Annotated in this window: 20 protein-coding genes and 1 pseudogene; 7 read left to right on the top strand and 14 right to left on the bottom strand. The window is 66.0% G+C overall.

Annotated features, from left to right (window positions below; all coding sequences use genetic code 11):
- Nucleotides 1–133 precede the first annotated feature (133 nt).
- Nucleotides 134–1363: an ROK family transcriptional regulator gene (locus E3C22_RS14665; protein ID WP_134762789.1), complete on the bottom strand. Its 1230-nt coding sequence runs from the start codon at nt 1361–1363 to the stop codon at nt 134–136.
- A gap of 275 nt (nt 1364–1638) precedes the next feature.
- On the opposite strand from E3C22_RS14665, the gene E3C22_RS14670 reads away from it, so the two are divergent.
- The 3 genes from E3C22_RS14670 (at nt 1639) to E3C22_RS14680 (ending at nt 4770) form a co-directional block, all read left to right on the top strand.
- Nucleotides 1639–2655, top strand: a complete 1017-nt coding sequence (locus E3C22_RS14670; RefSeq protein WP_134763021.1) for a sugar ABC transporter substrate-binding protein — start codon at nt 1639–1641, stop codon at nt 2653–2655.
- Nucleotides 2656–2917: 262 nt separating this feature from the next.
- A complete protein-coding gene (locus tag E3C22_RS14675) occupies nt 2918–3988 on the top strand; it encodes an ABC transporter permease (protein WP_134762790.1) in 1071 nt (356 codons plus the stop codon).
- Nucleotides 3985–4770, top strand: a complete 786-nt coding sequence (locus E3C22_RS14680; RefSeq protein ID WP_425364982.1) for an ATP-binding cassette domain-containing protein — start codon at nt 3985–3987, stop codon at nt 4768–4770. Before E3C22_RS14675 ends, E3C22_RS14680 begins: the two co-directional genes overlap by 4 nt.
- A 198-nt stretch (nt 4771–4968) precedes the next feature.
- Here the strand turns inward: E3C22_RS14680 and E3C22_RS14685 are convergent, their stop codons facing one another.
- The 9 genes and pseudogenes from E3C22_RS14685 to E3C22_RS14725 form a co-directional block, all read right to left on the bottom strand.
- The gene (locus tag E3C22_RS14685; RefSeq protein ID WP_134762792.1) at nt 4969–5223 is read right to left on the bottom strand and encodes a BQ00720 family protein; all 255 of its coding nucleotides are present in this window, start codon (nt 5221–5223) and stop codon (nt 4969–4971) included.
- Nucleotides 5224–5258: 35 nt separating this feature from the next.
- Nucleotides 5259–5702 carry an Hsp20 family protein gene (locus E3C22_RS14690; protein WP_134762793.1) on the bottom strand — a complete coding sequence of 148 codons (444 nt, stop codon included), beginning with the start codon at nt 5700–5702 and terminating at the stop codon, nt 5259–5261.
- A 196-nt stretch (nt 5703–5898) separates the two neighbouring features.
- Complete coding sequence (msrB, locus tag E3C22_RS14695; protein ID WP_134762794.1) at nt 5899–6405, bottom strand: peptide-methionine (R)-S-oxide reductase MsrB; 507 nt, start codon at nt 6403–6405, stop codon at nt 5899–5901.
- 319 nt (nt 6406–6724) lie between these two features.
- On the bottom strand, nt 6725–7372 hold the full coding sequence (locus E3C22_RS14700; RefSeq protein ID WP_425364983.1) for a fasciclin domain-containing protein: 648 nt from the start codon (nt 7370–7372) through the stop codon (nt 6725–6727).
- Nucleotides 7373–7837: 465 nt separating this feature from the next.
- A complete protein-coding gene (gene arfB, locus E3C22_RS14705) occupies nt 7838–8272 on the bottom strand; it encodes an alternative ribosome rescue aminoacyl-tRNA hydrolase ArfB (RefSeq protein WP_134762795.1) in 435 nt (144 codons plus the stop codon).
- 313 nt (nt 8273–8585) lie between these two features.
- Nucleotides 8586–10238: a phosphoenolpyruvate carboxykinase gene (locus tag E3C22_RS14710; protein ID WP_206026967.1), complete on the bottom strand. Its 1653-nt coding sequence runs from the start codon at nt 10236–10238 to the stop codon at nt 8586–8588.
- Nucleotides 10239–10748: 510 nt separating this feature from the next.
- Nucleotides 10749–12008, bottom strand: a pseudogene (locus E3C22_RS14715) (HlyC/CorC family transporter); the annotation flags it as partial.
- On the bottom strand, nt 12005–13177 hold the full coding sequence (gene aroB / locus E3C22_RS14720) for a 3-dehydroquinate synthase (protein WP_134762797.1): 1173 nt from the start codon (nt 13175–13177) through the stop codon (nt 12005–12007). The pseudogene E3C22_RS14715 and the gene aroB, both read right to left, overlap by 4 nt.
- Nucleotides 13174–13755 carry a shikimate kinase gene (locus tag E3C22_RS14725; protein ID WP_134762798.1) on the bottom strand — a complete coding sequence of 194 codons (582 nt, stop codon included), beginning with the start codon at nt 13753–13755 and terminating at the stop codon, nt 13174–13176. Before E3C22_RS14725 ends, aroB begins: the two co-directional genes overlap by 4 nt.
- A gap of 176 nt (nt 13756–13931) precedes the next feature.
- Here E3C22_RS14725 and E3C22_RS24805 point away from each other — a divergent pair, with 176 nt between their 5' ends.
- Together E3C22_RS24805 and E3C22_RS14735 are read left to right on the top strand one after the other, a co-directional pair.
- Entirely contained in the window at nt 13932–14129 is a 198-nt protein-coding gene (locus E3C22_RS24805; RefSeq protein ID WP_245515001.1) for a hypothetical protein, read from the top strand.
- Nucleotides 14126–15118 carry a site-specific tyrosine recombinase XerD gene (locus E3C22_RS14735; RefSeq protein WP_134762799.1) on the top strand — a complete coding sequence of 331 codons (993 nt, stop codon included), beginning with the start codon at nt 14126–14128 and terminating at the stop codon, nt 15116–15118. Before E3C22_RS24805 ends, E3C22_RS14735 begins: the two co-directional genes overlap by 4 nt.
- An 18-nt stretch (nt 15119–15136) precedes the next feature.
- Here the strand turns inward: E3C22_RS14735 and E3C22_RS14740 are convergent, their stop codons facing one another.
- Complete coding sequence (locus tag E3C22_RS14740; RefSeq protein WP_134762800.1) at nt 15137–15844, bottom strand: class I SAM-dependent methyltransferase; 708 nt, start codon at nt 15842–15844, stop codon at nt 15137–15139.
- The gene (locus E3C22_RS14745) at nt 15834–16298 is read right to left on the bottom strand and encodes an Rrf2 family transcriptional regulator (protein WP_134762801.1); all 465 of its coding nucleotides are present in this window, start codon (nt 16296–16298) and stop codon (nt 15834–15836) included. Before E3C22_RS14745 ends, E3C22_RS14740 begins: the two co-directional genes overlap by 11 nt.
- Nucleotides 16299–16522: 224 nt before the next feature.
- On the opposite strand from E3C22_RS14745, the gene E3C22_RS14750 reads away from it, so the two are divergent.
- Both E3C22_RS14750 and E3C22_RS14755 read left to right on the top strand, forming a co-directional pair.
- Nucleotides 16523–17476, top strand: a complete 954-nt coding sequence (locus E3C22_RS14750) for an acetyl-CoA carboxylase carboxyltransferase subunit alpha (protein ID WP_134762802.1) — start codon at nt 16523–16525, stop codon at nt 17474–17476.
- Between the two features lie 470 nt (nt 17477–17946).
- Nucleotides 17947–18936 carry a L,D-transpeptidase family protein gene (locus E3C22_RS14755; protein WP_134762803.1) on the top strand — a complete coding sequence of 330 codons (990 nt, stop codon included), beginning with the start codon at nt 17947–17949 and terminating at the stop codon, nt 18934–18936.
- 622 nt (nt 18937–19558) lie between these two features.
- Here E3C22_RS14755 and E3C22_RS14760 read toward each other — a convergent pair.
- A complete protein-coding gene (locus tag E3C22_RS14760) occupies nt 19559–21397 on the bottom strand; it encodes an autotransporter domain-containing protein (protein WP_167591780.1) in 1839 nt (612 codons plus the stop codon).
- A gap of 257 nt (nt 21398–21654) precedes the next feature.
- Nucleotides 21655–22668 (bottom strand): type I glyceraldehyde-3-phosphate dehydrogenase, encoded by a 1014-nt coding sequence (gene gap, locus E3C22_RS14765; protein ID WP_134762805.1) that lies wholly within the window; start codon nt 22666–22668, stop codon nt 21655–21657.
- Nucleotides 22669–22701: the final 33 nt, after the last annotated feature.

Below are 22701 nucleotides of genomic sequence, written 5' to 3' on the forward strand. Positions count from 1 at the left end.
ATAAATTTCTGCCGATGAAACGGGCAGACGCCGGCTATCGGCTGAAGAGCGCCGGGCGCGCGCAAGCATCGGCGCGGCAAATCTGCAGCGACCGGAAGCTCTTACGGAAAGGCAGGCAGGTTGCGTCCGACGGCTATTCGGCGTCGGTCAGGAAGACCTGATGGTCGAGCAGATAATGCGCAAAGAAGGGCAGGCTTGCCGAGCCGATCTCGCGGGCGTCGATGCCGATGCTGCCGGGGCGTACCGAAATCGGCGACAGCCCCTGCCGGTTGATCTGCTCCAGCGCGGCCGCCGTTCGGGCGACGAGGTCCTCGCGCACGCTCGCCGGGAAGCGGCCGTCGATGACGGCCGATTCGAAGTCGTAGAGCGAGCAAGAGGCGGCGATGGCATGGGCGAGACCGTAGGCCGCCCGGTCGAGCCAGCGATCACGCAGCGGCCCGAAGCTTTCCCAGGAAATGTCGCCGCGCCAGAGCGCCAGCACGTCGCCCCCTTCGGCTCCGTACATTTTCTCGAGGAGATGCAGCGAGGCGAAGTTGATCAGTTGCGCCGAACCGCCCTCCTCCCGCGGCACCGGCATCGAGCCGACCGCCCCGGCATTGCCGAGCCGGCCGGAAACGAGATCGCCGTTCATCACGATGCCGCCGCCGATGAAGGCGCCGACGAAGAAATAGACGAAATCGGCCGAATGTCCCGAGCCGAAGACGTTCTCCGCCGCGCAGGCAGCGGTCGCGTCGTTGGCGACATTGACGGAGAGATCGGTGACACCGGCGAGCACCCGCGGAACGTCGAGATCGCGCCATTCCTCCATGGCGCCGCGCGGCGCGGCGATCTCGTCGGCCCATGACCACAGCTCGTAGGGCAGCGCCACGCCGAGCCCCATGATCCGGCCGGCCAGCCGGGCGGGCAGCAGCGCCCGCAGCTTCGGCTCTGCTTCGGCGACGAAATCGAGCACCTCACGCACCTGCGGAAACGGATAGGCGAGCCGCTCGTGGCCCCTGATCCGGCCGACGAAATCCATCAGCACCAGATCCACCGACCGGCGGCCGATCTTCAGGCCGAGCGAGAAGGCACCGTCCGGATTGAGCCGCATCGGGATCGACGGCTGGCCGACGCGGCCGCGCTGCGGCTGGTCGCGCAGCACCAGCTCCTCGGCCTCCAGCGAGCGCATGATGACCGAAGCGGTCTGCGGCGAGAGCCCGGTGCGGCGGGCGATCTCGGCCTTGGCGAGGCGGCCGTTGCGACGGATCAGCGACAGCACGGCGCGCTTGTTGTGCGCCCTCAGGCCGGATTGGTTGGAGCCGCGCATCCGGCTTTCGAGCGCATCGAAGCTGTTGTCGGGATGGCCGGCGGCCGATTTATCCATGATGCTCCTCCACCGTCACTTGCACTCTCGCTTCGCCGCCCTCCACGGCTCGATCGCCATCCGCGGCAAAAGCGGCGGGACGACTCTCGCCAGAACATACAACCATTTATGGCGAGACTGACATGCCATAATAAATAAATCCATCTGAATTATATTTGTTGACAAGCAATCCGGCTTGGTGTTCCCTCGATCTAACCGGCCGATGGGAGGTCGACCGGGGCGTCGCCGGGCCAGATTCGGCGCGACAAACGGTTTCGGGAGGAATTCACGTGAACATCCGCATTCTCGTTGCAGGCACCATCCTGGCGTCCGGCTGCGTTTTTTCGGCGCCGAGCTTCGCCGCCGACATTTCGGCGTGCCTGATCACCAAGACGGACATCAATCCCTTCTTCGTCAAGATGAAGGAAGGCGCTACCGAAAAGGCCAAAGAGCTCGGCGTCAAGCTCTCCACCTATGCCGGCAAGGTCGATGGCGACCACGAGACGCAGGTGCAGGCCGTCGAAAGCTGCATCGCCTCCGGCGCCAAGGGCATCCTGATCACCGCTTCGGACACCAAGGCGATCACCGACGTCGTCAAGGAAGCCCGCGACCACGGCGTGCTGGTCATCGCCCTCGACACGCCGCTCGAGCCGATCGACGCCGCGGATGCGACCTTTGCCACCGACAATTTCAAGGCCGGCGAGCTGATCGGCGAATGGGCCAAGGCGACCCTCGGCGACAAGTCGAGCGACGCCAAGATCGCGCTGCTCGACCTCTCGGCCTCGGCGCCCTCCGTCGACGTCCTGCGCGACCAGGGCTTCCTCAAGGGCTTCGGCATAGACATCAAGGACGAGAAGAAGATCGGCGACGAGGACGACGGACGCATCGTCGGACATGACGTCACCTCCGGCAACGAGGAAGGCGGACGCACCGCCATGGAGAACCTTCTCCAGCGCGATCCCGACATCAACGTCGTCTACACGATCAACGAGCCGGCAGCGGCCGGCGCCTACGAGGCGCTGAAATCCTTCGGCAAGGCGGATGGCGTGCTGATCGTCTCGGTCGACGGCGGCTGCCCGGGCGTCAAGAACGTCCAGGAAGGCGTCATCGGCGCGACCTCCCAGCAATATCCGCTGCTGATGGCGTCGAAGGGCATCGAGGCGATCGTCCAATATGCCAAGGACGGCACCCTGCCGAAGCCGACCGAGGGCCTCGACTTCTTCAACACCGGCGTCAATCTCGTCACCGACAAGCCGGTCGACGGCGTCGATTCGATCCCGGTCAAGGAAGGTCTCGACCGCTGCTGGGGCTGACCGCCTCTTCTGCGGGCGCCTCTCTCTCGCCAGAGCCTTGCGAGGGGCGCCCCGGCACATCGATCCCGCGGAACGCAGTCGAAACAGCCTGACCGCCGAAGGGATCGCGATCCCCGAGGCAACGAGACGGCTTCGCAGCGGCTTCCGGATCAATCGAGACGCCGGGCGTGGCGCCACGCCCGGCACGGCAGCCGCCAGGTGATCCGGGCCATCGCGGCCGATGCCGGACGGGCCGACACCTCAACCCCCGAGGAGCTTCGCCATGAGCGAAACGACCAGTCGAGACAGCGGTTACGAATCCTCCCTGAAGGACAGCGACACGGCGATCGCCGCCTTTCAGCCGCGCCACCGCGGGTTCCTCGGTACGGCGCAGCATTTCCTCCATGCCAGCCCGACCATGGTGCCGGTCATCGTTCTGCTGTTGTCGGTGATCGCCTTCGGCTTTGCGGCGCCGAACTTCTTCTCGGCCTTCAACCTGTCGCTGATCATGCAGCAGGTGGCGATCGTCGGCATTCTCGCCGCCGCCCAGTCGCTGGTCATCCTCACCGCCGGCATCGACCTCTCGGTCGCCGCGGTGATGGTGATGATCTCGGTGATCATGGGACGGCTCAGCGTCGAATTCGGCATCCCGGTGCCGGTCGCGATCCTGATCGGCCTCATCTGCGGATCGGGAACCGGGCTCCTCAACGGTCTGCTCGTCACCAAGGTCCGGCTGCCACCCTTCATCACCACCCTCGGCACCTGGAACATCTTCCTGGCGCTGAACTACTATTTCTCCAATCGCGAGACGATCCGCTCGCAGACCCTCGATACCGATGCGCCGCTCCTGAAGCTGTTCGGCGAGCGCTTCAACATCGGCGGCGCAGTCCTGACATGGGGCGTCGTCCTGATGGTGGCGATCTTCGTCATCCTGTGGTTCGTCCTCAACCGAACGGCCTGGGGCCGCCACGTCTACGCCATCGGCGACGACAAGGAGGCGGCCGAGCTCTCCGGCATCAGGACCGACCGAACCCTCGTCTCGGTCTACATGCTCGCCGGCCTCATCTGCGCCATCGCCGCCTGGGCCTCGATCGGCCGGGTCGGCTCGGTCAGCCCGACCTCCTTCTTCGAGGCCAATCTGGAATCGATCACCGCCGTGGTGATCGGCGGCATCTCGCTGTTCGGCGGGCGCGGATCGATCATGGGGCCGATGATCGGCGCGCTGATCGTCGGCGTCTTCAATTCGGGACTGAGGCTCGCCGGCGTCGACGTCCTCTGGCAACTCTTTGCCACCGGCTGGCTGATCATCTTCGCAGTCGCGATCGACCAATGGATCCGGAAGATTTCGTCATGAGTGAGAGACAACCGGTCCTGTCGGGCCGCAACATCGTCAAGCACTACGGCCGCGTCACCGCGATCGACCACGCCGACTTCGACCTCTATCCCGGCGAGATCCTCGCCGTGATCGGCGACAACGGCGCCGGCAAGTCGTCGATGATCAAGACGCTGTCCGGGGCGGTGGTTCCGGACGAGGGGGAGATCCGGCTGAATGGCGAGGTGGTGCATTTCACCTCGCCGATCGAGGCGCGCGAGGCCGGCATCGAGACGGTCTATCAGAACCTTGCCTTGTCGCCGGCCCTGTCGATCGCCGACAACATGTTTCTCGGCCGCGAGATCCGCAAGAGCGGCTTTGCCGGGAAATATCTGCGGATGCTCGATCGCAAGGCGATGGAGCGGATCGCCCGGGACAAGCTGTCCGAACTCGGCCTGATGACCATCCAGAACATCGGCCAGGCGGTGGAGACGCTCTCCGGCGGTCAGCGCCAGGGCGTCGCGGTGGCGCGGGCCGCCGCATTCGGCTCGAAGGTCATCATCCTCGACGAGCCGACCGCGGCGCTCGGCGTGAAGGAATCCCGCAAGGTCCTGGAGCTGATCCAGGACGTCCGATCGCGCGGCATGCCGATCGTGCTGATCTCGCACAACATGCCGCATGTCTTCGAGGTCGCCGACCGGATCCACGTCCATCGGCTCGGCAAGCGGCTCTGCGTCATCGACCCGAAGCTCGCGACGATGAACGATGCGGTGGCGCTGATGACCGGGGCGAAGAAGCCCGAGACGTCGATGATGGCGGCTTGAGGCTGCGGCTGCCGAACGCCTGAAACGGTGTCCTCGGCGTGAATACGGCCGCGTCATCGGCGGAATTGTCGCCAGGTGTCACGACCGGATCGCGGTCAACCGGGAGGCACGCTCGACCGGCTGAAAAAAATATTCGGCCGGCCTTCCGTCACGAAGGCCGGTCGCGTTTCGTCTCAACGGGGCGCGATGTGCCGCCGCTCAATGCAGGCTGACGGTGTCGAGCTCGTTCTGCGAGGCGCTCGCCAGGATGCTCGAGCGATCGTCGGAGACGGCGAGCGGCGTGCCGTCGGCGCCGAACAGCGCCCAGAGCTTCAGCCCCGGCTGGATCGACTTGGCGGCCGGAAAGCGGGCCCGCATCTCGTCGGAGCTCATCTGGCGCATATAGGCGATCTGGCCTTCGCCGAGCGAAGCGAGATCGAAAGTGGCAGAATTTTCGGCAACATGGTCGCCCATGATCGTCTCCTTTCCAAGGCAAACGCGAAACCCGGTCAATCGTTGACCGCGATCTCGATTTTCCTGACGATGCGTTCGGGCTCCGGTTTCGCCAGATCGATCAGAAGCAGCCCGTTCTTCAGCTGCGCCCCGATCACCCGCATGCCATCGGCAAGCAGAAAACATTTCTGGAACTGCCGCGCGGCGATGCCGCGATGCAGGTATTCGCGCTCGTCGTCCTCACTCTGGCGGCCGCGGATGAGAAGCTGGTTCTCCTCGACGGTCACCTCGAGATCCTCCGGCAGGAAGCCGGCGACGGCGAGTGTTATGCGGATGAGATCGCCCTGCCCCGCGGCCGAAGTGTCGCCCTCGCGGGCGCGCACACGCTCGATGTTGTAAGGCGGGTAGCCATCGCCGCCTTTGGCGATGCGTTCGAGGGTCTTCTCGACGCTATCGAAACCGAGCAGCAGCGGGCTGGAAAATGGCGTCATGCGACTCATCGGTTGAAAGCCCTTGATCAAGCGACTTCTTTGGCGAAGGCCCGAACAGGCGCCCCCGCACAACCGATGATATGGCGATGGCGCAGGGCCGCTTCAATGCTCGCCATCAAGGCAGCTCTCGAGCATCCTGCGCCGAAAGTCTTCCCAAGAGCTGAAGATGCGCCGCGCCGGGCGTGTCCCCGGCGGCGCGCTTCGGTCAGGATGCTTCGGTCGCGCCCGGCTTGAAGTTCAGCGCGACGCCGTTGATGCAGTGGCGCTTGCCGGTCGGCTTCGGACCGTCGTTGAAGACATGGCCGAGATGGCCGCCGCAGGTGGCGCAATGCACCTCGGTGCGCGGATAGATCAGCTTGTAGTCGGTGGTCGTTCCAACCGCCTCGGCCGATACCGGCTCCCAGAAGCTCGGCCAGCCGGTGCCGGAATCGAACTTCGCCTTGGAGGAATAGACCGGCGTGTCGCAGCCGGCGCAGGCGTAGAGGCCGGCCTTCTTGTTGGCGTTCAGCTGGCTGGAAAACGGCCGCTCCGTCGCCTCGTTGCGCAGCACGGCAAACTGGTCCGGGGTCAGCAGCTTCTTCCATTCGGCCTCGGTGTGGGACACCGGGAACGATCCCTCGGCAGCATTCGCCCCCTGCCGAAAGAAGGCGGCGCCGCCGATGGCGGCAACGCCGGCGGCAAGACCCGCCTTCAGAAAATTCCGTCTCATCATCGCCAGTCGCTCCGTTGTCGTCCCGCCGCAGGATCCGATCGAACGGCGAGACAGTGAGATGGGGCATCGCCAGCCGGCCGCCAACGCCGGGGCGGCTGCCGAGCCTTCACGATCCTGTTCGAAAGGGCGACGGCGATGTTACGCGCCCTCGCCCTCCCACAGCATATGATTGATCGGTCCCGGCCGGAACCTCAGAGCGCCATGCGTCCGACTGGACGCACGGAGGCGCTCCAAGCCATTAATCACCGCATCGTGCTTTTTCGAAAATCGATTCCGATTTTCGGGCCGATGCCGTAGGCCCCGGCCGGGACCAGGCGCCTCAGAGCTTCGGCATCAGCACCGTGTCGATGACATGGACGACGCCGTTGGCCTGCATCACGTCGGCCTGGGTCACCGTGGCGCCATGGCCGCTCTCGTCGATGATGACGAGCTTGTCGCCGTTCATCCGCAGCGTGATCGGAGCGCCTTCGACGGTCGCGACGGTGTGGGCGCCGCCGTCGTCCTCGATCATCTTCATCGCGGCATCCGACGTCGCCTTGGCCGGGACCACGTGATAGGTCAGGATCTTGGTGAGCTTGTCCTTGTTTTCCGGCTTGAGCAGCTCGTCGACGGTGCCTGCCGGCAGCTTCTCGAAGGCGGCATTGGTCGGCGCAAAGACGGTGAAGGGGCCGTCGCCGTTCAGCGTATCGACCAGGCCGGCGGCCTTCACCGCCGCGACCAGCGTCGTCAGGTTCTTCGCCTGCGAGGCATTTTCCGGAATTTTCTTCATCGGATCCATCGGCGCACCGCCGACCATCGGCATGTCGCCGGATTTCATCGCGTCGCCCGACTGCATCGCGTCGCCCGACTTCATCATCGTGTCGGAACCGGACTTCATCGTGTCCTGGGCGTAGGCGGCCTGCGAAAAGGCGAAGGCGCCGGCGACGATGGTCGTCATGGCGGCGGTACGGATAAGGGTCTTCAGCATCGAATGTCTCCCGTTGTCGATCAATTGTCGTCCCCTCCGTCATGAGGAGGATGCGGGAGTTACGTCAGCGGGACATTCGCAGCTTCAAAATAATTCCGTCACAGATTGTTTATTTCACGCGTGCATCAAAATAATGCGCGAATAGAATCCAGACACACTCCTGTCATGATGGATGGCCGGAGCATGATGATACCGGCCGCTGGCCACGGCGGGCAGGATTTCTACATTCATGGAATTGAAATATACGGAGAACCGAGCAACATCGACTTCCATCGTCGAATGCGTCCCAAAACGCCACACGTGGCTCGGCGGCACGGCTGCACCGACATCAGATGGCTCACGATCGCTGGTCGGCGAAAGCTACGCGGCGGCGAGACGGATGGTTTCGGCCTGCGACAATCCGTGCAGCATGCCTGCCTGACAGACCGGCACCGCAAGCCCGCGCGGCAGACGGCGGGGCCCGCCTCAGTCGCTGACCCGGCCGCGCATCGCCTTGATCTTCGAGCGCCCCTTCTTCTCCTTGATCCGCCGCTCTACGGCGCCCTTGGAAGGCCGGGTCTTCTTGCGCGGCGGAGGCGGCGGCCGCAGCGCCTCGCGCACCAACTCGGCGAGCCGCTCGCGGGCGTCCTCGCGGTTGCGATCCTGGCTGCGAAATCGGGATGCCTCGATCAGCACGTCGCCTTCCTTGGTCGCGCGCTGGCCGGCGAGGCGATAGAGCCGCCGCTTGGCGTCCGGCGAGATGGCGACGGAATTGCCGGCCAGATAGCGCAGCTGAACCGCGGAAGAGACTTTGTTGACGTTCTGGCCGCCAGGACCGCCAGCGCGGATGAACTGCTCCTCGAGTTCGGCTTCCGGCAGGACGACCGATCCGCTAACCCGCAAGTCCCGCGTTTCGGCCATGGTTTCCGTCCGAAGAGTGTCGCGCCAGCGCCGGCAGCGGCCTGCATCCGAAGGAACGGACAAGGGGCCTCAAGGCGATGGATCAAGGCATCGCGTCGACCGGAAACCGACAAGGATTTCCGGACCGATCGCAAAGGTGGCGTTTGCGAGCGTACCGTAGCGCAATGCCGCAGCCCCGCACAGTCCCGGCCGCGAAACGAACCGATCGCACCCGCCTCACCGGCCCTGCCGCCAAAATGCTTCGGCACCGGCGGCTGCCGCACAAGGTGCAGCGCCGGCCGGTGCCGTGCTTCCCTCCCAGGAAAGGCTCTTGCTACTCGGCTGCCATCGGCAGGACGGGGGCCGCCTGCGTGACCTCGTCGTCGACATGGCCGGCGAACTTCTCGAAGTTCTTGGCGAACATCGAGACCAGCTTGGCGGCCTGGCGATCGTAGGCCGCCTTGTCGCTCCAGGTCGAGCGCGGATCGAGGATCGAGGCGTCGACGCCTTCCACCGCGACCGGAACCTGGAAGCCGAAATTCGGATCGGTGCGGAATTCCGCCCCGTTCAGGCTGCCGTCGAGGGCGGCATTGAGCAGCGTGCGGGTCGCCTTGATCGGCATCCGCTTGCCGGTGCCGTAGGCGCCGCCGGTCCAGCCGGTGTTGACCAGCCAGCAATGGGTGCCGTGGCGGGCGATGAGATCGCGCAGGAGGTTGCCGTATTCGGTCGGATGACGCGGCATGAAGGGCGCGCCGAAGCAGGTGGAGAAGGTCGCCTCGGGCTCGTTGACGCCCTTCTCGGTGCCGGCGACCTTGGCGGTGTAGCCGGACAGGAAGTGGTACATCGCCTCGGCCGGAGTGAGCCGCGCAATCGGCGGCAGCACGCCGAAGGCATCCGCCGTCAGCATGATGACGTTCTGCGGATGGCCGTCGCGGCCGGTCTCGGAGGCATTGGCGATGAAGTGCAGCGGATAGGCCGCGCGGGTATTTTCGGTGAGCGAGCCGTCGTCGAAGTCGGGCATGCGCCGATCGTCGAGAACGACGTTCTCCAAGACCGTGCCGAAGCGGCGGGTGGTCGCGAAGATCTCCGGCTCGGCCTCGGCCGACAGCCGGATGGTCTTGGCGTAGCAGCCGCCCTCGAAATTGAAGATGCCGTTCTCGCCCCAGCCATGCTCGTCGTCGCCGATCAGCGTGCGGGTCGGCTCGGCGGAGAGCGTCGTCTTGCCGGTGCCGGACAGGCCGAAGAAGACCGCGACGTCGCCTTTCGACCCGACATTCGCCGAGCAGTGCATCGGCATCACACCCTTGGCAGGAAGGCGGTAGTTGAGCGCGGTGAACACCGACTTCTTCATCTCGCCGGCATAGGAGGTGCCGCCGATGAGGACGATGTTGCGGGTCAGATCGACGCCGATCACCGTCTCGGACCGGCTGCCATGCCGCTCCGGATCCGCCTTGAAGGACGGCAGGTCGATGATCGTCATGTCCGGCACGAAGCTTTCCAGCGTATCGAGCGGCGGACGGATCAGAAGATTGCGGATGAACAGCGAGTGCCAGGCATATTCGGTGACGACCCGCACCTTGATGGCATTCTCGGGATCGGCGCCGCCGATCAGGTCCTGGACGAAGAGGTCCCGCCCCTCGGCGGTGGCCTTGAAGTCCGCATAGAGGCGCTCGAAGGTCTCGGGATCCATCGCGGCATTGTTGTCCCACCAGACGACCGGACCGGTCGCCTCGTCGCGGACGATGAACTTGTCCTTCGGCGAGCGGCCGGTGTGCTTGCCGGTGGTGGCGACGAGTGCGCCATGGGCCGTCAGCCGGGCTTCGCCGCGCCGGACGGCGATTTCGACGAGTTCAGCCTCGGAGAGGTTCCAGCGAACCGAAGCCAGCCCCTCGAGCCCCGTCGTTTCGATGCCGCTCTGCGGATTGCGCGTCCCGATCTGATCCACCACTCGCCTCCTGAAAACTCGGCCCTCGGCCAGGAATTGCATGACAGATAGAGGACGGCCGAATTAAGAGCAAGCAGTTCGAGTTGGAAAACTTAACGATATCATGTATTTAATCGATTTAGGTCAGTTTAGGCGTGATCTAATCGTTTCGATGCTTGGATCGGGAAAGCCGGCTCTTTCCCGGCTGCGGGACGATCACCGTCGCTTGTCCCCAGTCTCGGGCCGCTCGGGGCTCGAATCCTCGCCGGCGACGGGCGAGGCATCGCCATGTTCCTCGACATGACGGGCGATCTCGTCTTCGGTAAGGGATCCCCAGCGAGAGTGGCGATAGTCCTCCTCCGCTCCGGACGGCCAGCCGTCGTCGTTGGTGCCGTCCTCGATGCCGTTGGCGGCGCTTGGCTCTTCACCCACGTCGTGGCCGCCGGTCTCGACCTCGTCCATCTCCTCCAGCGCGGCGTCGAGCACCTCGGGATCGGTCTCGTGCACCTCGGCGAGCGGGCCTGCCAGTTCGGCGGCCGGATGGGCCGGCTTCTTCGGCGGCACCAGCACCGTCGCCGGGCGGATCCTGAGCTTGGAGATGCGGTTCTTCTCCCGCTTCAGGACGGTGAAGCGCTTGTTGAAGAAGGTGAAGGCCTGGCGCTCCTCAGGGATCGTCTGGGTCTCGTGGATGACCAGGCCGGCGATCGTCACCGCCTCGTCGTCGGGCAGGTTCCAGTCGAGCGCCCGGTTGAGGTCACGGATCGGCACCTGGCCGTCCACCACCACCGAGCCGTCGGCCTCGGTCTTGACGCCCTGCATGTCGACGTCGTGCTCGTCGGCGATGTTGCCGACGATCTCCTCGAGGATGTCCTCGAGCGTGATCAGCCCTTCCACCTCGCCATATTCGTCGACGACGACGGCGAAATGCGTCTTGCGCCGCAGAAAGGCGTTGAGCTGATCCTGCAGCGTCGTCGTCTCCGGCACGAACCAGGGTTTCGTGCAGATCTTCGGGATGTTGATCTTCGAGGGGTCGTTGTCGACCTCGTGGAGCGCCCGCAGGATATCCTTGGCATGGATGACGCCGACGATGTTGTCGTAGTGCGAGCGCCAGACCGGCATGCGGGTATAGGGGCTTTCGAGCACCTGCCGGACGATGTCCGCCGGCGGGTCGTCGGCATTGATCTGCCGCATCGAGGTGCGGTGGACCATGACGTCGGAGACTTCCAGCTCGTGCAGGTCGAGCAGCCCGCCGAGCCGGTTGCGGTCGGCATTGACCAGCGAGCCCTCGCGGTGGAGCACCTCGACCGCGCCGCGCAACTCCTCATGGGCGGTAAGCAGCGAGGCGCCGGATTCCAGCCCGAAGCCGAACAGCGAGAGAATGCGCCGGACGACGAAGTTCACCGTCGCGGTCACCGGGGCAAAGGCCGTCACCACGAAGGCGACTGGTCTTGCAACGGTCAGCGCGAAGCCGTCCGGCTTGGCGATCGCCGCCGATTTCGGCAGCACCTCGGCGAAGATGACGACGATGACCGTCATGGCGATCGTCGCATAGACGACACCGGTCTGGCCGAAGAGTTCGAGAAAGGCTGTCGTCGCCAGCGACGAGGCGAGGATGTTGACGAGGTTGTTGCCGATGAGAAGCGCGCCGATCAGCCGGTCCTTCTTCTCGATCAGCCGCTGGACGACACCGGCCCGCCCGTCGCCGTTCTTCTCGTAGCTCATCAGCCGGGCGCGGGAGACGGCGGTCAGCGCCGTCTCCGATCCCGAGAAGAAGGCCGAGATCATGACGAGCAGCAGGACGATGCCGCAATAGATCCACAGGGCGGTGCTCATCGGGCGAGTTCTTCATCGAGAAAGGTTGCGACCTCGTCCCCGGCAACGTCCGGCGCCACGAAGGCCCTGCCGATGCCGCGGGTGAGAATGAAGGTCAGCCGGCCGCGGGAGACCTTCTTGTCCTGGGCGATCGCCTCCATCAGCGTGTCGCGGTTGATGGCCGGGCCGGGGATGGCGCTGATTTCGGTCGGCAGGCCGGCGGCCCTGAGATGCGCCGCGACCCGCCCGGCATCCTGCCCCGAACAGAGGCCGAGCTTGACCGAGAAGCGGTGGGCGAGCGCCATGCCGATCGCCACCCCCTCGCCATGGACAAGACGCTGAGGATCATAGCCGACCGCCTTTTCCAGCGCGTGGCCGAAGGTGTGGCCAAGATTGAGCAGCGCCCTTGCGCCGCTCTCGCGCTCGTCGCTGGCGACGACGTCGGCCTTCGCCTGGCAGGCGACCGCGATCGCCTCGGAGCGCTCGCTCCCGCCGGCAAAGATCGCGCCACGGCTCTTTTCGAGGAACTCGAAGAAGTCCGGCCGGTCGATCAGGCCGTATTTGACGGTCTCGGCGTAGCCGGCGGCAAATTCCCGCGGTGAAAGCGTATCGAGGACGCCGATGTCCGACAGCACCAGCACGGGCTGATGGAAGGCGCCGACGAGGTTCTTGCCGCGCGGGGTGTTGATGCCGGTCTTGCCGCCGACGGAGGAGTCCACCTGGGCGAGCAGCGACGTCGGGATCTGGACGAAATGCGTGCCGCGCTTGACGATGGCGCTGGCAAAGCCGGCGAGATCGCCGATGACGCCGCCGCCGAGCGCGATCACCGCGTCGCCGCGTTCGAGCCTCGCCCCGAGTATCGCATCCACCGTCTCTTCGAGCCGGACGAAGGATTTGGTCGTCTCGCCGGCCGGCAAAGTGAGCGAGGCCGCCTCGATGCCGGCGCCGGCAAGGGCGATCTCGAGCCGCGTCAGATAGAGCCCGCCGACCGTCTCGTCGGTGACGACGACGGCTCTGGCGCCCGAAAGCCGCGCGGCGATCTCCTCGCCCGCCCGGTCGATCAGGCCCTCGCCGATCAGGATGTCGTAGGACCGCTCGCCAAGCGAAACCTCGACGCGGCGCTCCTTGTCGACCCGCGCTTCGGCATGCCAGGCAGGACCGGCGGCAGGCGGCGTTGCGTCGAAACTCATGACGTCGGTCTTTCCCTCAGATGGCGTTCCAGCGCCTCGACGAGTTCGGCGGCGATGATCTCGCGCTTGACCGGCCGGCTGGTGACCGTCAGGTCGGCCTCTGCATAGACCGGATAGCGCTTGTCCATCAGCTCCCGCATCACCTGCCTCGGATCGGCGGATCTGAGCAGCGGCCGGTCCGCCCGCCGGGCGACGCGCTCCATCAGCGTCTCGATATCGGCCTTCAGCCAGATCGTCACCGCATGGTCCGAAAGCAGCGCGCGGGTGTTGGCGTTCATATAGGCGCCGCCGCCGGTGGCGATCACCCGCGGCCCCTCCTGCACGAGCCTGGCGATGACCCGCGCCTCGAGGGCGCGGAACTCCGGCTCGCCATAGGCCTCGAACAGCTCGGCAATGGTCATCGTCGAGACGGTCTCGATCTCGGCGTCGCTGTCGACGAAGGGCAGCGACAGGAGCGTCGCGACACGGCGGCCGACGGTGGTCTTGCCGGCGCCCATCAGCCCGACGAGCACGATCGGCCTGTCGCCGAGCCGCTGCCGGATCGGCGTCTCGTTGTGTGCCGCAGTCTCGCCGTCCATCCGCCTCTTCGTTCCTCCATTCGGCAAAGCCGCCGCCCTGATCCGCTTCGATCTCGCTTTCGCGACATGGCCCAAGACAGCCGGCCATGTGCTTATCGACTTGCGTCTTTCTTCATTCCCACTAGAAGCGGGCGAGGGACGCGAGCCTTGCTCGAGATTGAGTTCGCCAGACGCCGATGCCGACACTCGTACGCCTCTTGACCGTCCTCGCCATCCTGATTGGCATCGTCTACGGCATCATGGCCGCGCTCGTCTACTTCGTCCAACCCACCCGCACCGAGGTGACCGTACCGGTGACGCTGCCCGAAGCGGAGGCGGCGCGCGACCCCCAGACGCCGGCCCCCGGGGACGGACTGTCGGAGCTGCGGCCTTGAGCGCGGCAGGCAAGCCAAAGGCCAACGGGGCCAGCGGCGCGCGGCCGGCCTCCGGCTTCGAGGCGGAAGCGTTTCTGGAGATGATGGCGGTCGAGCGCGGCGCCTCGCAGAACACCCTCGACGCCTATCGCCGCGATCTCGACGATGCGAGCGGCCACTTCGCAGGCCGCGGCCTTTCCCTGAAGAGCGCCGATACCGAGGCGATCCGCGGCTATGTCGCGGCGCTGGCGGCCGAGGGCCTCGCCGAATCGAGCCGGGCGAGGCGGCTTTCGGCGCTACGGCAGTTCTACCGGTTTCTCTACACCGAAGGTCATCGCGGCGACGACCCGACCGGGCCGATCGAGGGAGCGAAGAAGAAACGGCCGCTGCCGAAGGTGATGAGCGAGGCGGAGGTCGACCGTCTGCTCGACCTCGCCGCGGCGGAGGCCGCGAACGAGGCGCTTTCTGCCCCCGCAAGACTGCGCGCGGCACGGCTGCATGCGCTGGTCGAGATGCTCTATGCCACCGGCCTGCGGGTCTCCGAACTCGTCGCTCTGCCCCGCTCGGTGCTGCGGCGGACCGGCGAGGCGATCATCGTCAGGGGCAAGGGCGGCAAGGAGCGCATGGTGCCGATCGGCGAGGCGGCGGGCGACGCCATCCGCCGTTTCGCCGAAGTGGCGAAGACGACCGGCCGCAAGCCCGCCGGCGACGAACGCTTCCTGTTTCCCGCCGAGTCGGAGACCGGGCACCTCACCCGCCAGGCCTTCGCCCGCGACCTCAAGGCGCTGGCTGCCCGGGCCGGCATTCCGGCGGCGAAGATCTCGCCGCATGTCCTGCGCCACGCCTTTGCCAGCCACCTCCTGAAGCACGGCGCCGATCTTCGCGCGGTGCAGGAACTCCTCGGCCACTCGGACATCTCGACGACGCAGATCTATACCCACGTCCTCGAGGAACGGCTGATTCGCCTCGTCACCGACCACCACCCGCTCTCACCGGCGAGCCGGGACTGACAGTCCTGCATCAGACCCTCAGGCGTGGCCGACCCACCCGCGCCAGGTGAAGGCGGCGTAGAAGAGGGCTGCGTCGGCAAAGCCGCCATCGCGGAGGATCGCCTCGTCCAACTCCGGCGAAAAGCTGTTCAGGCTGGCGGCGACTGCCGCCCGCGCCTTCTGCACGTCATTCCGGTCGGCGCCCATCGCGGCAGGATAGGCGGCGTAGCGGTCGAGCCAGACGTCGCGCTCGGTGGCATCCTGGGGAAAGCTCGCATGGGCGGCGACGAAGGCCGCGCCGGGGCGCAGCCTGCGGCGGATCTCGCGGACCGTGCGGGTGCGCTCCGCCGCCGCGAGGAAATGCAGGGTCAAAAGGCAGGTCGCGGCATCGAACGGCCCCTCCGGCGCGTCGTCGATGGTGCCCTGGACGAGTGTCACCCGTTCCATCAGCGGCCCGAGCACGCGCTCGGCCAGCTTCAGCATCTCGCCGGCCGGGTCGACGCCGACGAAGCGCCAGCCGGGCTGAGCCTCGGCCATGGCCTTCAGTTCGCTGCCGCCGCCGGCGCCGAGCACCAGCACCGTCGCGTCGCTTGGCGCGGCTTCGGCAAGCAGCAGCCCGGTCATGCGATGAAGTGCTTCGAGGCCGGGGACGAAGCGGCGCGGCCCCTCGGCATAGCGCGCGACCGCGGCGGGATCCTCGAAACTGGCGAGGAAGGCTTCCTGACCCTTGTCGGCATCAGTGGTCATGGCGATCTCCGGAAGATGTCGCTGCGCGGCGCTCGGCCAGGCGGCGGTGAAAATTCTGGCTGAGGGTCGCGAGGGTGACCGTGCCGAAGGATGCGAGCAGCAGCGCCTCGGCCTCGTCGAGGCTCGCATCGAGCGCCTCGTTGACCGCCTGCTCGACGGCGCATTCCGGCGCCTCCCGGCGGTTGCCGATGGCAAAGAGCGGCGGCGAGCCGATGCCGTGATAGATGTCGAGCAGGGTGAGGCTCGCGAGGTCGCGGGCCAGCGTCCATCCGCCCCCATGTCCCTTGTCCGATCGCACGGTGCCCGCAGCCTTCAGGCCGGCCATCACCCGCCGGATCACCACCGGATTGGTCTGCATCATCCGCGCGAGCGTCTCCGAGGTCACCGGCCCGTCGACCTCCGCCATATGGAGGAGGACGTGCAGCACGCCCGACAATTTGCCGTCCCGTCTCATGTAACTTTCAATGTTACGAACTAGCCGGGTTGTCAAGCGGCCGTCCGATCGCCGCGGCGCTCCCCTTCCTTGCTTGACAATCAAACGGCCCGTCGCCAGTTTCCGCCGCGATCAGTTCCCGCCGCAGGCGGGGCGACGCCGCCGCGTCGCCGGAGCCGCCAGAGCGGTCGCCCTGCCAGTCGGCGCACGCCATATCCCTCAGGACGGCCCCAGCCGCAGGACGAATGCACAATTATCTGGATTTCGAGAAACCGGTCGCCGATCTGGAAGGCCAGATCATCGAGCTGAAGAAGATCGAGACGGGCGAGGACGCCGTCGACGTCACCGAGGAGATCGGGCGGCTCGAAAAGCGCTCGCGGGACGCCCTCGAGGATCTCTACAAGAAGCTCACGCCCTGGCAGAAGACGCAGGTCGCCCGGCACCCCGACCGGCCGCACTGCCTCGACTACATCGGTCGGCTGATCACCGATTTCGTGCCCCTCGCCGGCGACCGCTATTATGCCGAGGACCATGCGGTGATCGCCGGCTTCGGCCGCTTCGACGGCCAGTCCGTCGCGGTGATCGGCCAGGAGAAGGGCACCGACACCCAGACCCGGCTGAAGCACAATTTCGGCATGGCGCGGCCGGAGGGCTATCGCAAGGCGGTGCGGATCATGTCGCTCGCCGAGCGCTTCCAGATCCCGGTCGTCACCCTCGTCGACACCGCCGGTGCCTATCCCGGCATCGGCGCCGAGGAGCGCGGCCAGGCCGAGGCGATCGCGCGCTCCATCGAAGCCTGCCTCAATCTCGAGGTGCCGCTGGTCTCGCTGGTGATCGGCGAAGGCGGCTCCGGCGGTGCGATGGCGATCGCGGCGGCCAACCGTGTCCTGATGATGGAACACGCCATCTACAACGTCATCGCGCCCGAGGCCGGCGCCTCGATTCTCTACCGCGATGCGGCGCGGGCGCGCGACGTCGCCCAGGCGATGAAGATGACGGCGCAGGACCTGATGGGCTTCGGCATCATCGACACCATCGTCGAGGAGCCGCTCGGCGGCGCCCACCGCGCGCCCGACGATGCGGTCGATGCGGCGGCGAGGCACATCCGCGCGGCGCTCGGCGAGCTTGCCGGCATGGCGGGCGGCGATCTGAAGCGCCAGCGGCGCGAGAAGTTCCTGGCGATCGGCCGCGATCTCTGACCACCGGACAGGGGCCGGGTTCGCGCTCTTCCCCGGCCTGGTTCCGGCGCATGGCGGCAACGGAGTCGGATTCGCGGCGTACGTTGCAGACCTGCCACAGGACTCAACTTCCATTCCCCACCGTCATTTGCCAGAATGTTGCCATCGTCGGGCTGCAGGCTGCGACGACGTGGCGCAAAGGGGTGCGCCACCAGGAGCATGATCGAGGCAAGCCGGGTCCGGTATCGGTCATGTCGCAGATGGCATGAGGGCGCGACGACCGCTTCCGCGACACGACGCGCTCCAAGGGGTGGCGGGGAATCACGGTTTACGCCTGCTTAAGAAAATCGTGAGACACTTCAGCCAAGCATGCGTCGCGACTGCCTCGGGGCAGCCCAGGGCGCGATGAGGGGCAGCCGGGCCGCCGGTTGCCGTTCGAGAGGGAGCGGCCGGCCATGATGCGCCAGCCGCAGGCGATTGGGGACTTGGGGATGTTCGTCCGAAAGATCGTGACGGCCGCAGCCTTGGCTGTGACGCTGATGACCGTTTCCGCCTGCAAGGTCGATGACATCGTTCCGGAGAACGCGCCGCTGCCGCCGGATCTGGTGCGGGCGATCAATGCCAACGGCATGGGCGTCAACTCGCCGATCCTCGTCCGCCTCTTCAAGGAAGAGTCGGACATGGAGGTCTGGAAGCAGAAGACCGACGGCACCTATGCCCTCCTGAAGACCTACAAGATCTGCGCCTGGTCCGGCAAACTCGGACCGAAGACCAAGGAGGGAGACCGCCAGGCGCCCGAGGGCTTCTACACGGTCACTCCGGCCCAGCTGAATCCGAAGTCGAACTATCACCTCGCCATCAACATGGGCTATCCGAACGCCTTCGACCGGGCGAACGGCCGCACCGGCCAGCATCTGATGATCCACGGCTCCTGCAACTCGTCGGGCTGCTACGCCATGGACGACGAGCAGGTGCAGGAGATCTACAGCCTCGCCCGCTATTCCTTCGACGGCGGCCAGCGCGCCTTTCAGATCCAGGCCTATCCCTTCCGCATGACGCCGAAGAACATGGCCCGCCACAAGAACTCCGATCACTACGCCTTCTGGCAGATGCTGAAGCGGGGCTCGGACTATTTCGAGACGACGCGTCTGGCGCCGAATGTCGGCGTGTGCGAACGCAGCTACATCTTCGACCAGAGCGCCGAGACGGTCGCCGGCCTCTCGCCGGCCGGGCCCTGCCCTTCGGTGGCGGTGCCGCAGGTCGTTGCCGCAAAATACCAGGCCGACGAGGCGAAGACGCAGGAGATCGCGGCCCGCATGGCCCCGAGCGAGTTCGCCACCACGTCGACCTTCACCTATCGCACCGGCCAGCCGATCACCGCCGATGCCTACGCCCAGGAACAGCATCGCCGCGAAGGCTATGACCGGGAAGGCAAGCGGATCGGCCCGAAGGGCGGCTCGATCTTCGGCCTGTTCGAATAGGGCAAAGGCCGGCGGGCGCGCCGCAGACAGAACGAGACATGCACCCCGACGCCGGCCGCAAGGGCCGGCGTCTTGCGTTTTGTGCGGTTCGCACAGGCGCACGTGCCTTGCGTCGCCGCCGGGACGACGCAAAGCGATTGCCTCAAACCTCTGCTCAAAGCTCGCGATTGGCCTGATCTCCCTCTCGAGGGCGATCCAAAGGACGGGCGAGACATATGGCTCGCCACGCATCCCGGCAGCCAGGGGGGGGACAAGCCACGCCCAAGCTTTCCGAAAACCCGCGACGCCCGCTACCACACCGTCATCCTCGGCCTCGTGCCGAGGATCTCCTGCCGATGAAGCGATCGACCGGGCGAGGAAGGGGCCGTTCCTTTGTACGCTTCTGGAGCGGAAACGCCGGTAGATCCTCGGCACGAGGCCGAGGATGACGGCGTTGGAGAGGCCTGGTCTCGGTGGCTGGCGTGGCTGCGGATCGATCAGGTCGATGCTGATCATGCCAAGAAACCAGTTCACTGAGCGGGTGGATCGCCCCTTCTTCGTCGAGCCCAGGAAAAAGGGCCGCCTTTCGGCAGCCCTTCGCATGCGCGGGGTGGATGATCGCCGCAGCCGGCGACTTGAAGCGTCAGAACTTCACGGCGACCATCGCCTTGGCCGCGTGGCTGACGTCGATCGTGTCGCCGAAGCCGACCGAATAGCTGAGCGAGCCGGCGACGGTATCGGTGAAACTCGCCTCCGCACCGGCGCCGAGAACGAAGCCGCGGCCGGAAAGGTCGTCGAATTCGGCGAAGGAATCCTGCGAGGGGCTACCCGATATCCGCGAGACGATGCCGGTGTCGTCGCTGGTGAGATTGTCCTCATAGCCGATCCGGCCGGTGATCTTTGCCGGGCGGCCGAAGGCCTCCGTGGCATAGGCGAGGTCGAGATTGGCGGCACCGAAGAGGGCGTCGCGATCGTAGCCATCATACTGGATGCGGGCGGCAAGGCCGGACTCGGTAAAGCCGTCGACGTCGAAGTGAAGATAGGTGAGCGACAGGCTCGGCGTCGCGATCAGTTCGCCAAAGGCCATCGGATAGGCGATCTCGGCACCGATGTCGTAGAGCGCGGCATTGGTGTCCGCATTGCCGTTGACCACATTCGGAACAAGGGTGACGCGGTCGATGTCGTTGAAATCGGCATGGGCGACACCGGCCGTCGCGCTCGCCACGAAACCGCGAAACTCCGTCGCCGCATAGAGATCGGCGGCGAAGGCCTGGGTGTCGTAGGTGATCGGCGAATTGTCGACCGAACCATTCGAGTAGCTGAACGAGCCGCCGACCAGCGTGCCCGCTCCGAGCGTCGCGTCGTAGCCGATACGCAGGGTGCCGACGGCATAGTCGTAGCCATGCATTCGGGCGCCGTCGCCGCGATCGGACCAGTTGCCGCCGAAGCTGGCATAGAGGCCCGCGGCCTCGCCACCGCCGGACAGCAGCCTGCGGCTGCGCTCGAAGGAAGACGAAGCGCCCTCGTATCGATCTAGGATCGCCGTCTCGGACATCGAGCCGACATTCACCGCCTGCTCGCCGGCGGTGAGATAGTCGAAGACCAGCGATGCGAGCAGCTGGTGGCCGGCCGCGGTCGGGTGGACGGTGTCCCAGAAGAGATACTGGTTCTGGACGTCCTGCGTCGCCGTCACGCAGGCGACGACGGCGGTGCAGGCGTCCACCGCATTGGTGAAGCCGAATCGCCCTGGATCGGCGATGGCGGCGGTGAAGACCCGCTCGACATCGACGAGGAAGGTATCGGTGCCGGGATTTGCCGCGGCGGCCGCGAAGACTTCATCCTCGAGCGCGGCATTGAAGGTGTCGGCGGCCAGCGTCCCGGCAAACCGCGTCGTCGGATCGCTATTATAGGCGGGGGTCAGGCCGAGATCCGGCAGGTTGAGGACGACGAGCGTCGGCGCGCCGAGCTGCGAGATCGCGTTGGTCGCCGCGCCGACGTTCTGGGCCGCCTGGGTGGCCGCCGAGACGATGCCCGCCGGCGTCAGGACCGGGTTCTGGAAGATGTCGTTGGCGCCGCCATAGAGCGTGACAACATCGTTGGCGGCAAACGCCCCGTCTTCGCCGAGAAACAGCCCGATCTGGTCCGGAATGCCGGGCGGCAGCGCCGTCAACGTGTCGGTGCGGGCGCCGCCGAAGGCATAGTTCTGGTTGGCCGTCGGGTCGATCTGGATGCCGCCGAGGGCCGCAGCGCCTGCCCGCTGCATCGGCCCGTTCAAAAGCTCGGCGAAGGTCGGGCCGTTCGAGTAGCGGCCGTCATAGTAGGGTGCCGGCGGCGTGCCCGTCAGCGCGTAGAGATTGCCGTTGTCGGTCAGGCTGTCGCCGAACGAGATGACTGCGTCGATGTCCCGTGCCGTCGCAATCCCTGTTCCGAGAGCCAGCAGCGACGAGCCGACGAGAGCCCCCCTGAAGAATGTCTGCAGCATCATGTTCCTCCCATTATGATACTGAAAACAAAAATCTCCTTCCTCGGCTTTTACGCAAGCGTCAATTTGCCGATCGCAGCTTTCGGTCGCGGCTTTTCGGGGTGTGTTGTGCCAAAGCCGCAATCATTGGCAGTATCGCCCGGAATCCTCGTCCACCCTTCGAGACCCCTCCCCTCTCGCAGGGCAATCATCGAGCACAACAAGAAAGGCCGCCCCGAAGGACGGCCTTTTCGCGAACTCTGCCGAGGCGAGCGGCCTCAGGCGTTGTGCATGGCGATCGCGGTATCGTTCATGCGGTTGGAGAAGCCCCACTCGTTGTCGTACCAGGAGAGGATCCGCACCAGCACGCCGTCCATGACCTTCGCCTGATCCATGTGGAAGATCGAGGAATGCGGGTCATGGTTGAAGTCGGTGGAGACGTTCTTGTCGTCGGTATAGCCGAGAATGCCCTTCAGCGGGCCGTCGGCAGCCGCTCGGATGGCGTCCTGGACTTCTTTGACGCTGGTCTCGCGCTTGGCGACGAACTTGAAGTCGACGACCGAGACGTTGGGGGTCGGCACGCGGATGGCGACGCCATCGAGGCGACCGTTCAGCTCCGGAAGCACGAGGCCGACGGCCTTGGCGGCGCCGGTCGAGGTCGGGATCATCGACAGGGCAGCGGCGCGGGCGCGGTAGAGATCCTTGTGCATCGTGTCCAGCGTCGGCTGGTCGCCGGTGTAGGAATGGATCGTCGTCATGAAGCCCTTGTCGATGCCGATGGCGTCGTTGAGCACCTTGGCGACCGGGGCGAGGCAGTTGGTGGTGCAGGAGGCGTTGGAGGCGATCCTGTCGTCTGCCGTCAGCGTCTGATGATTGACGCCGAAGACGATGGTCTTCTCGGCGCCCGAGGCATTCGAAAGCGGGCCGGAAATCAGCACCTTCCTGGCGCCCGCCTCGAGATGCGCCGAGGCCTTTGCCGGATCGGTGAAGATGCCGGTGCATTCGAGCGCGACGTCGACGCCCATCTCGCCCCAGGGCAACGCCTTCGGATCGCGCTCGGCGGTCACCTTGATCGGCCCGCGACCGACATCGATGGTGTCGCCCTCGACGGTCACCGTGCCGGGAAAGCGGCCATGCACGGAATCGTAGCGGATCAGGTGGGCGTTGGTCTCGACCGGGCCGAGGTCGTTGATCGCCACGACCTCGATGTCGGTGCGGCCCGACTCGACGATGGCGCGCAGGACGTTTCGGCCGATGCGGCCGAAGCCGTTGATTGCAACGCGAACTGCCATTGTGTGTGTCTCCCTGGAAGGATGCCCGTGGCG

Origin of the sequence: Jiella endophytica (assembly GCF_004519335.1) — a bacterium.
Lineage (GTDB): Bacteria > Pseudomonadota > Alphaproteobacteria > Rhizobiales > Rhizobiaceae > Jiella > Jiella endophytica.

What these genes read in the sequence shown, in the direction of transcription:
- E3C22_RS14760 (WP_167591780.1), bottom strand. Translation starts at nt 21,397, where the DNA reads ATGCTGCAGACATTCTTCAGGGGGGCTCTCGTCGGCTCGTCGCTGCTG.
- arfB (WP_134762795.1), bottom strand. Translation starts at nt 8,272, where the DNA reads ATGGCCGAAACGCGGGACTTGCGGGTTAGCGGATCGGTCGTCCTGCCG.
- E3C22_RS14665 (WP_134762789.1), bottom strand. Translation starts at nt 1,363, where the DNA reads ATGGATAAATCGGCCGCCGGCCATCCCGACAACAGCTTCGATGCGCTC.
- E3C22_RS14685 (WP_134762792.1), bottom strand. Translation starts at nt 5,223, where the DNA reads ATGGGCGACCATGTTGCCGAAAATTCTGCCACTTTCGATCTCGCTTCG.
- E3C22_RS14690 (WP_134762793.1), bottom strand. Translation starts at nt 5,702, where the DNA reads ATGAGTCGCATGACGCCATTTTCCAGCCCGCTGCTGCTCGGTTTCGAT.
- E3C22_RS24805 (WP_245515001.1), top strand. Translation starts at nt 13,932, where the DNA reads ATGCCGACACTCGTACGCCTCTTGACCGTCCTCGCCATCCTGATTGGC.
- E3C22_RS14740 (WP_134762800.1), bottom strand. Translation starts at nt 15,844, where the DNA reads ATGACCACTGATGCCGACAAGGGTCAGGAAGCCTTCCTCGCCAGTTTC.
- E3C22_RS14680 (WP_425364982.1), top strand. Translation starts at nt 3,985, where the DNA reads ATGAGTGAGAGACAACCGGTCCTGTCGGGCCGCAACATCGTCAAGCAC.
- E3C22_RS14755 (WP_134762803.1), top strand. Translation starts at nt 17,947, where the DNA reads ATGTTCGTCCGAAAGATCGTGACGGCCGCAGCCTTGGCTGTGACGCTG.
- msrB (WP_134762794.1), bottom strand. Translation starts at nt 6,405, where the DNA reads ATGATGAGACGGAATTTTCTGAAGGCGGGTCTTGCCGCCGGCGTTGCC.
- E3C22_RS14675 (WP_134762790.1), top strand. Translation starts at nt 2,918, where the DNA reads ATGAGCGAAACGACCAGTCGAGACAGCGGTTACGAATCCTCCCTGAAG.
- aroB (WP_134762797.1), bottom strand. Translation starts at nt 13,177, where the DNA reads ATGAGTTTCGACGCAACGCCGCCTGCCGCCGGTCCTGCCTGGCATGCC.
- E3C22_RS14710 (WP_206026967.1), bottom strand. Translation starts at nt 10,238, where the DNA reads ATGCAATTCCTGGCCGAGGGCCGAGTTTTCAGGAGGCGAGTGGTGGAT.
- gap (WP_134762805.1), bottom strand. Translation starts at nt 22,668, where the DNA reads ATGGCAGTTCGCGTTGCAATCAACGGCTTCGGCCGCATCGGCCGAAAC.
- E3C22_RS14750 (WP_134762802.1), top strand. Translation starts at nt 16,523, where the DNA reads ATGCACAATTATCTGGATTTCGAGAAACCGGTCGCCGATCTGGAAGGC.
- E3C22_RS14700 (WP_425364983.1), bottom strand. Translation starts at nt 7,372, where the DNA reads ATGCTGAAGACCCTTATCCGTACCGCCGCCATGACGACCATCGTCGCC.
- E3C22_RS14725 (WP_134762798.1), bottom strand. Translation starts at nt 13,755, where the DNA reads ATGGACGGCGAGACTGCGGCACACAACGAGACGCCGATCCGGCAGCGG.
- E3C22_RS14745 (WP_134762801.1), bottom strand. Translation starts at nt 16,298, where the DNA reads ATGAGACGGGACGGCAAATTGTCGGGCGTGCTGCACGTCCTCCTCCAT.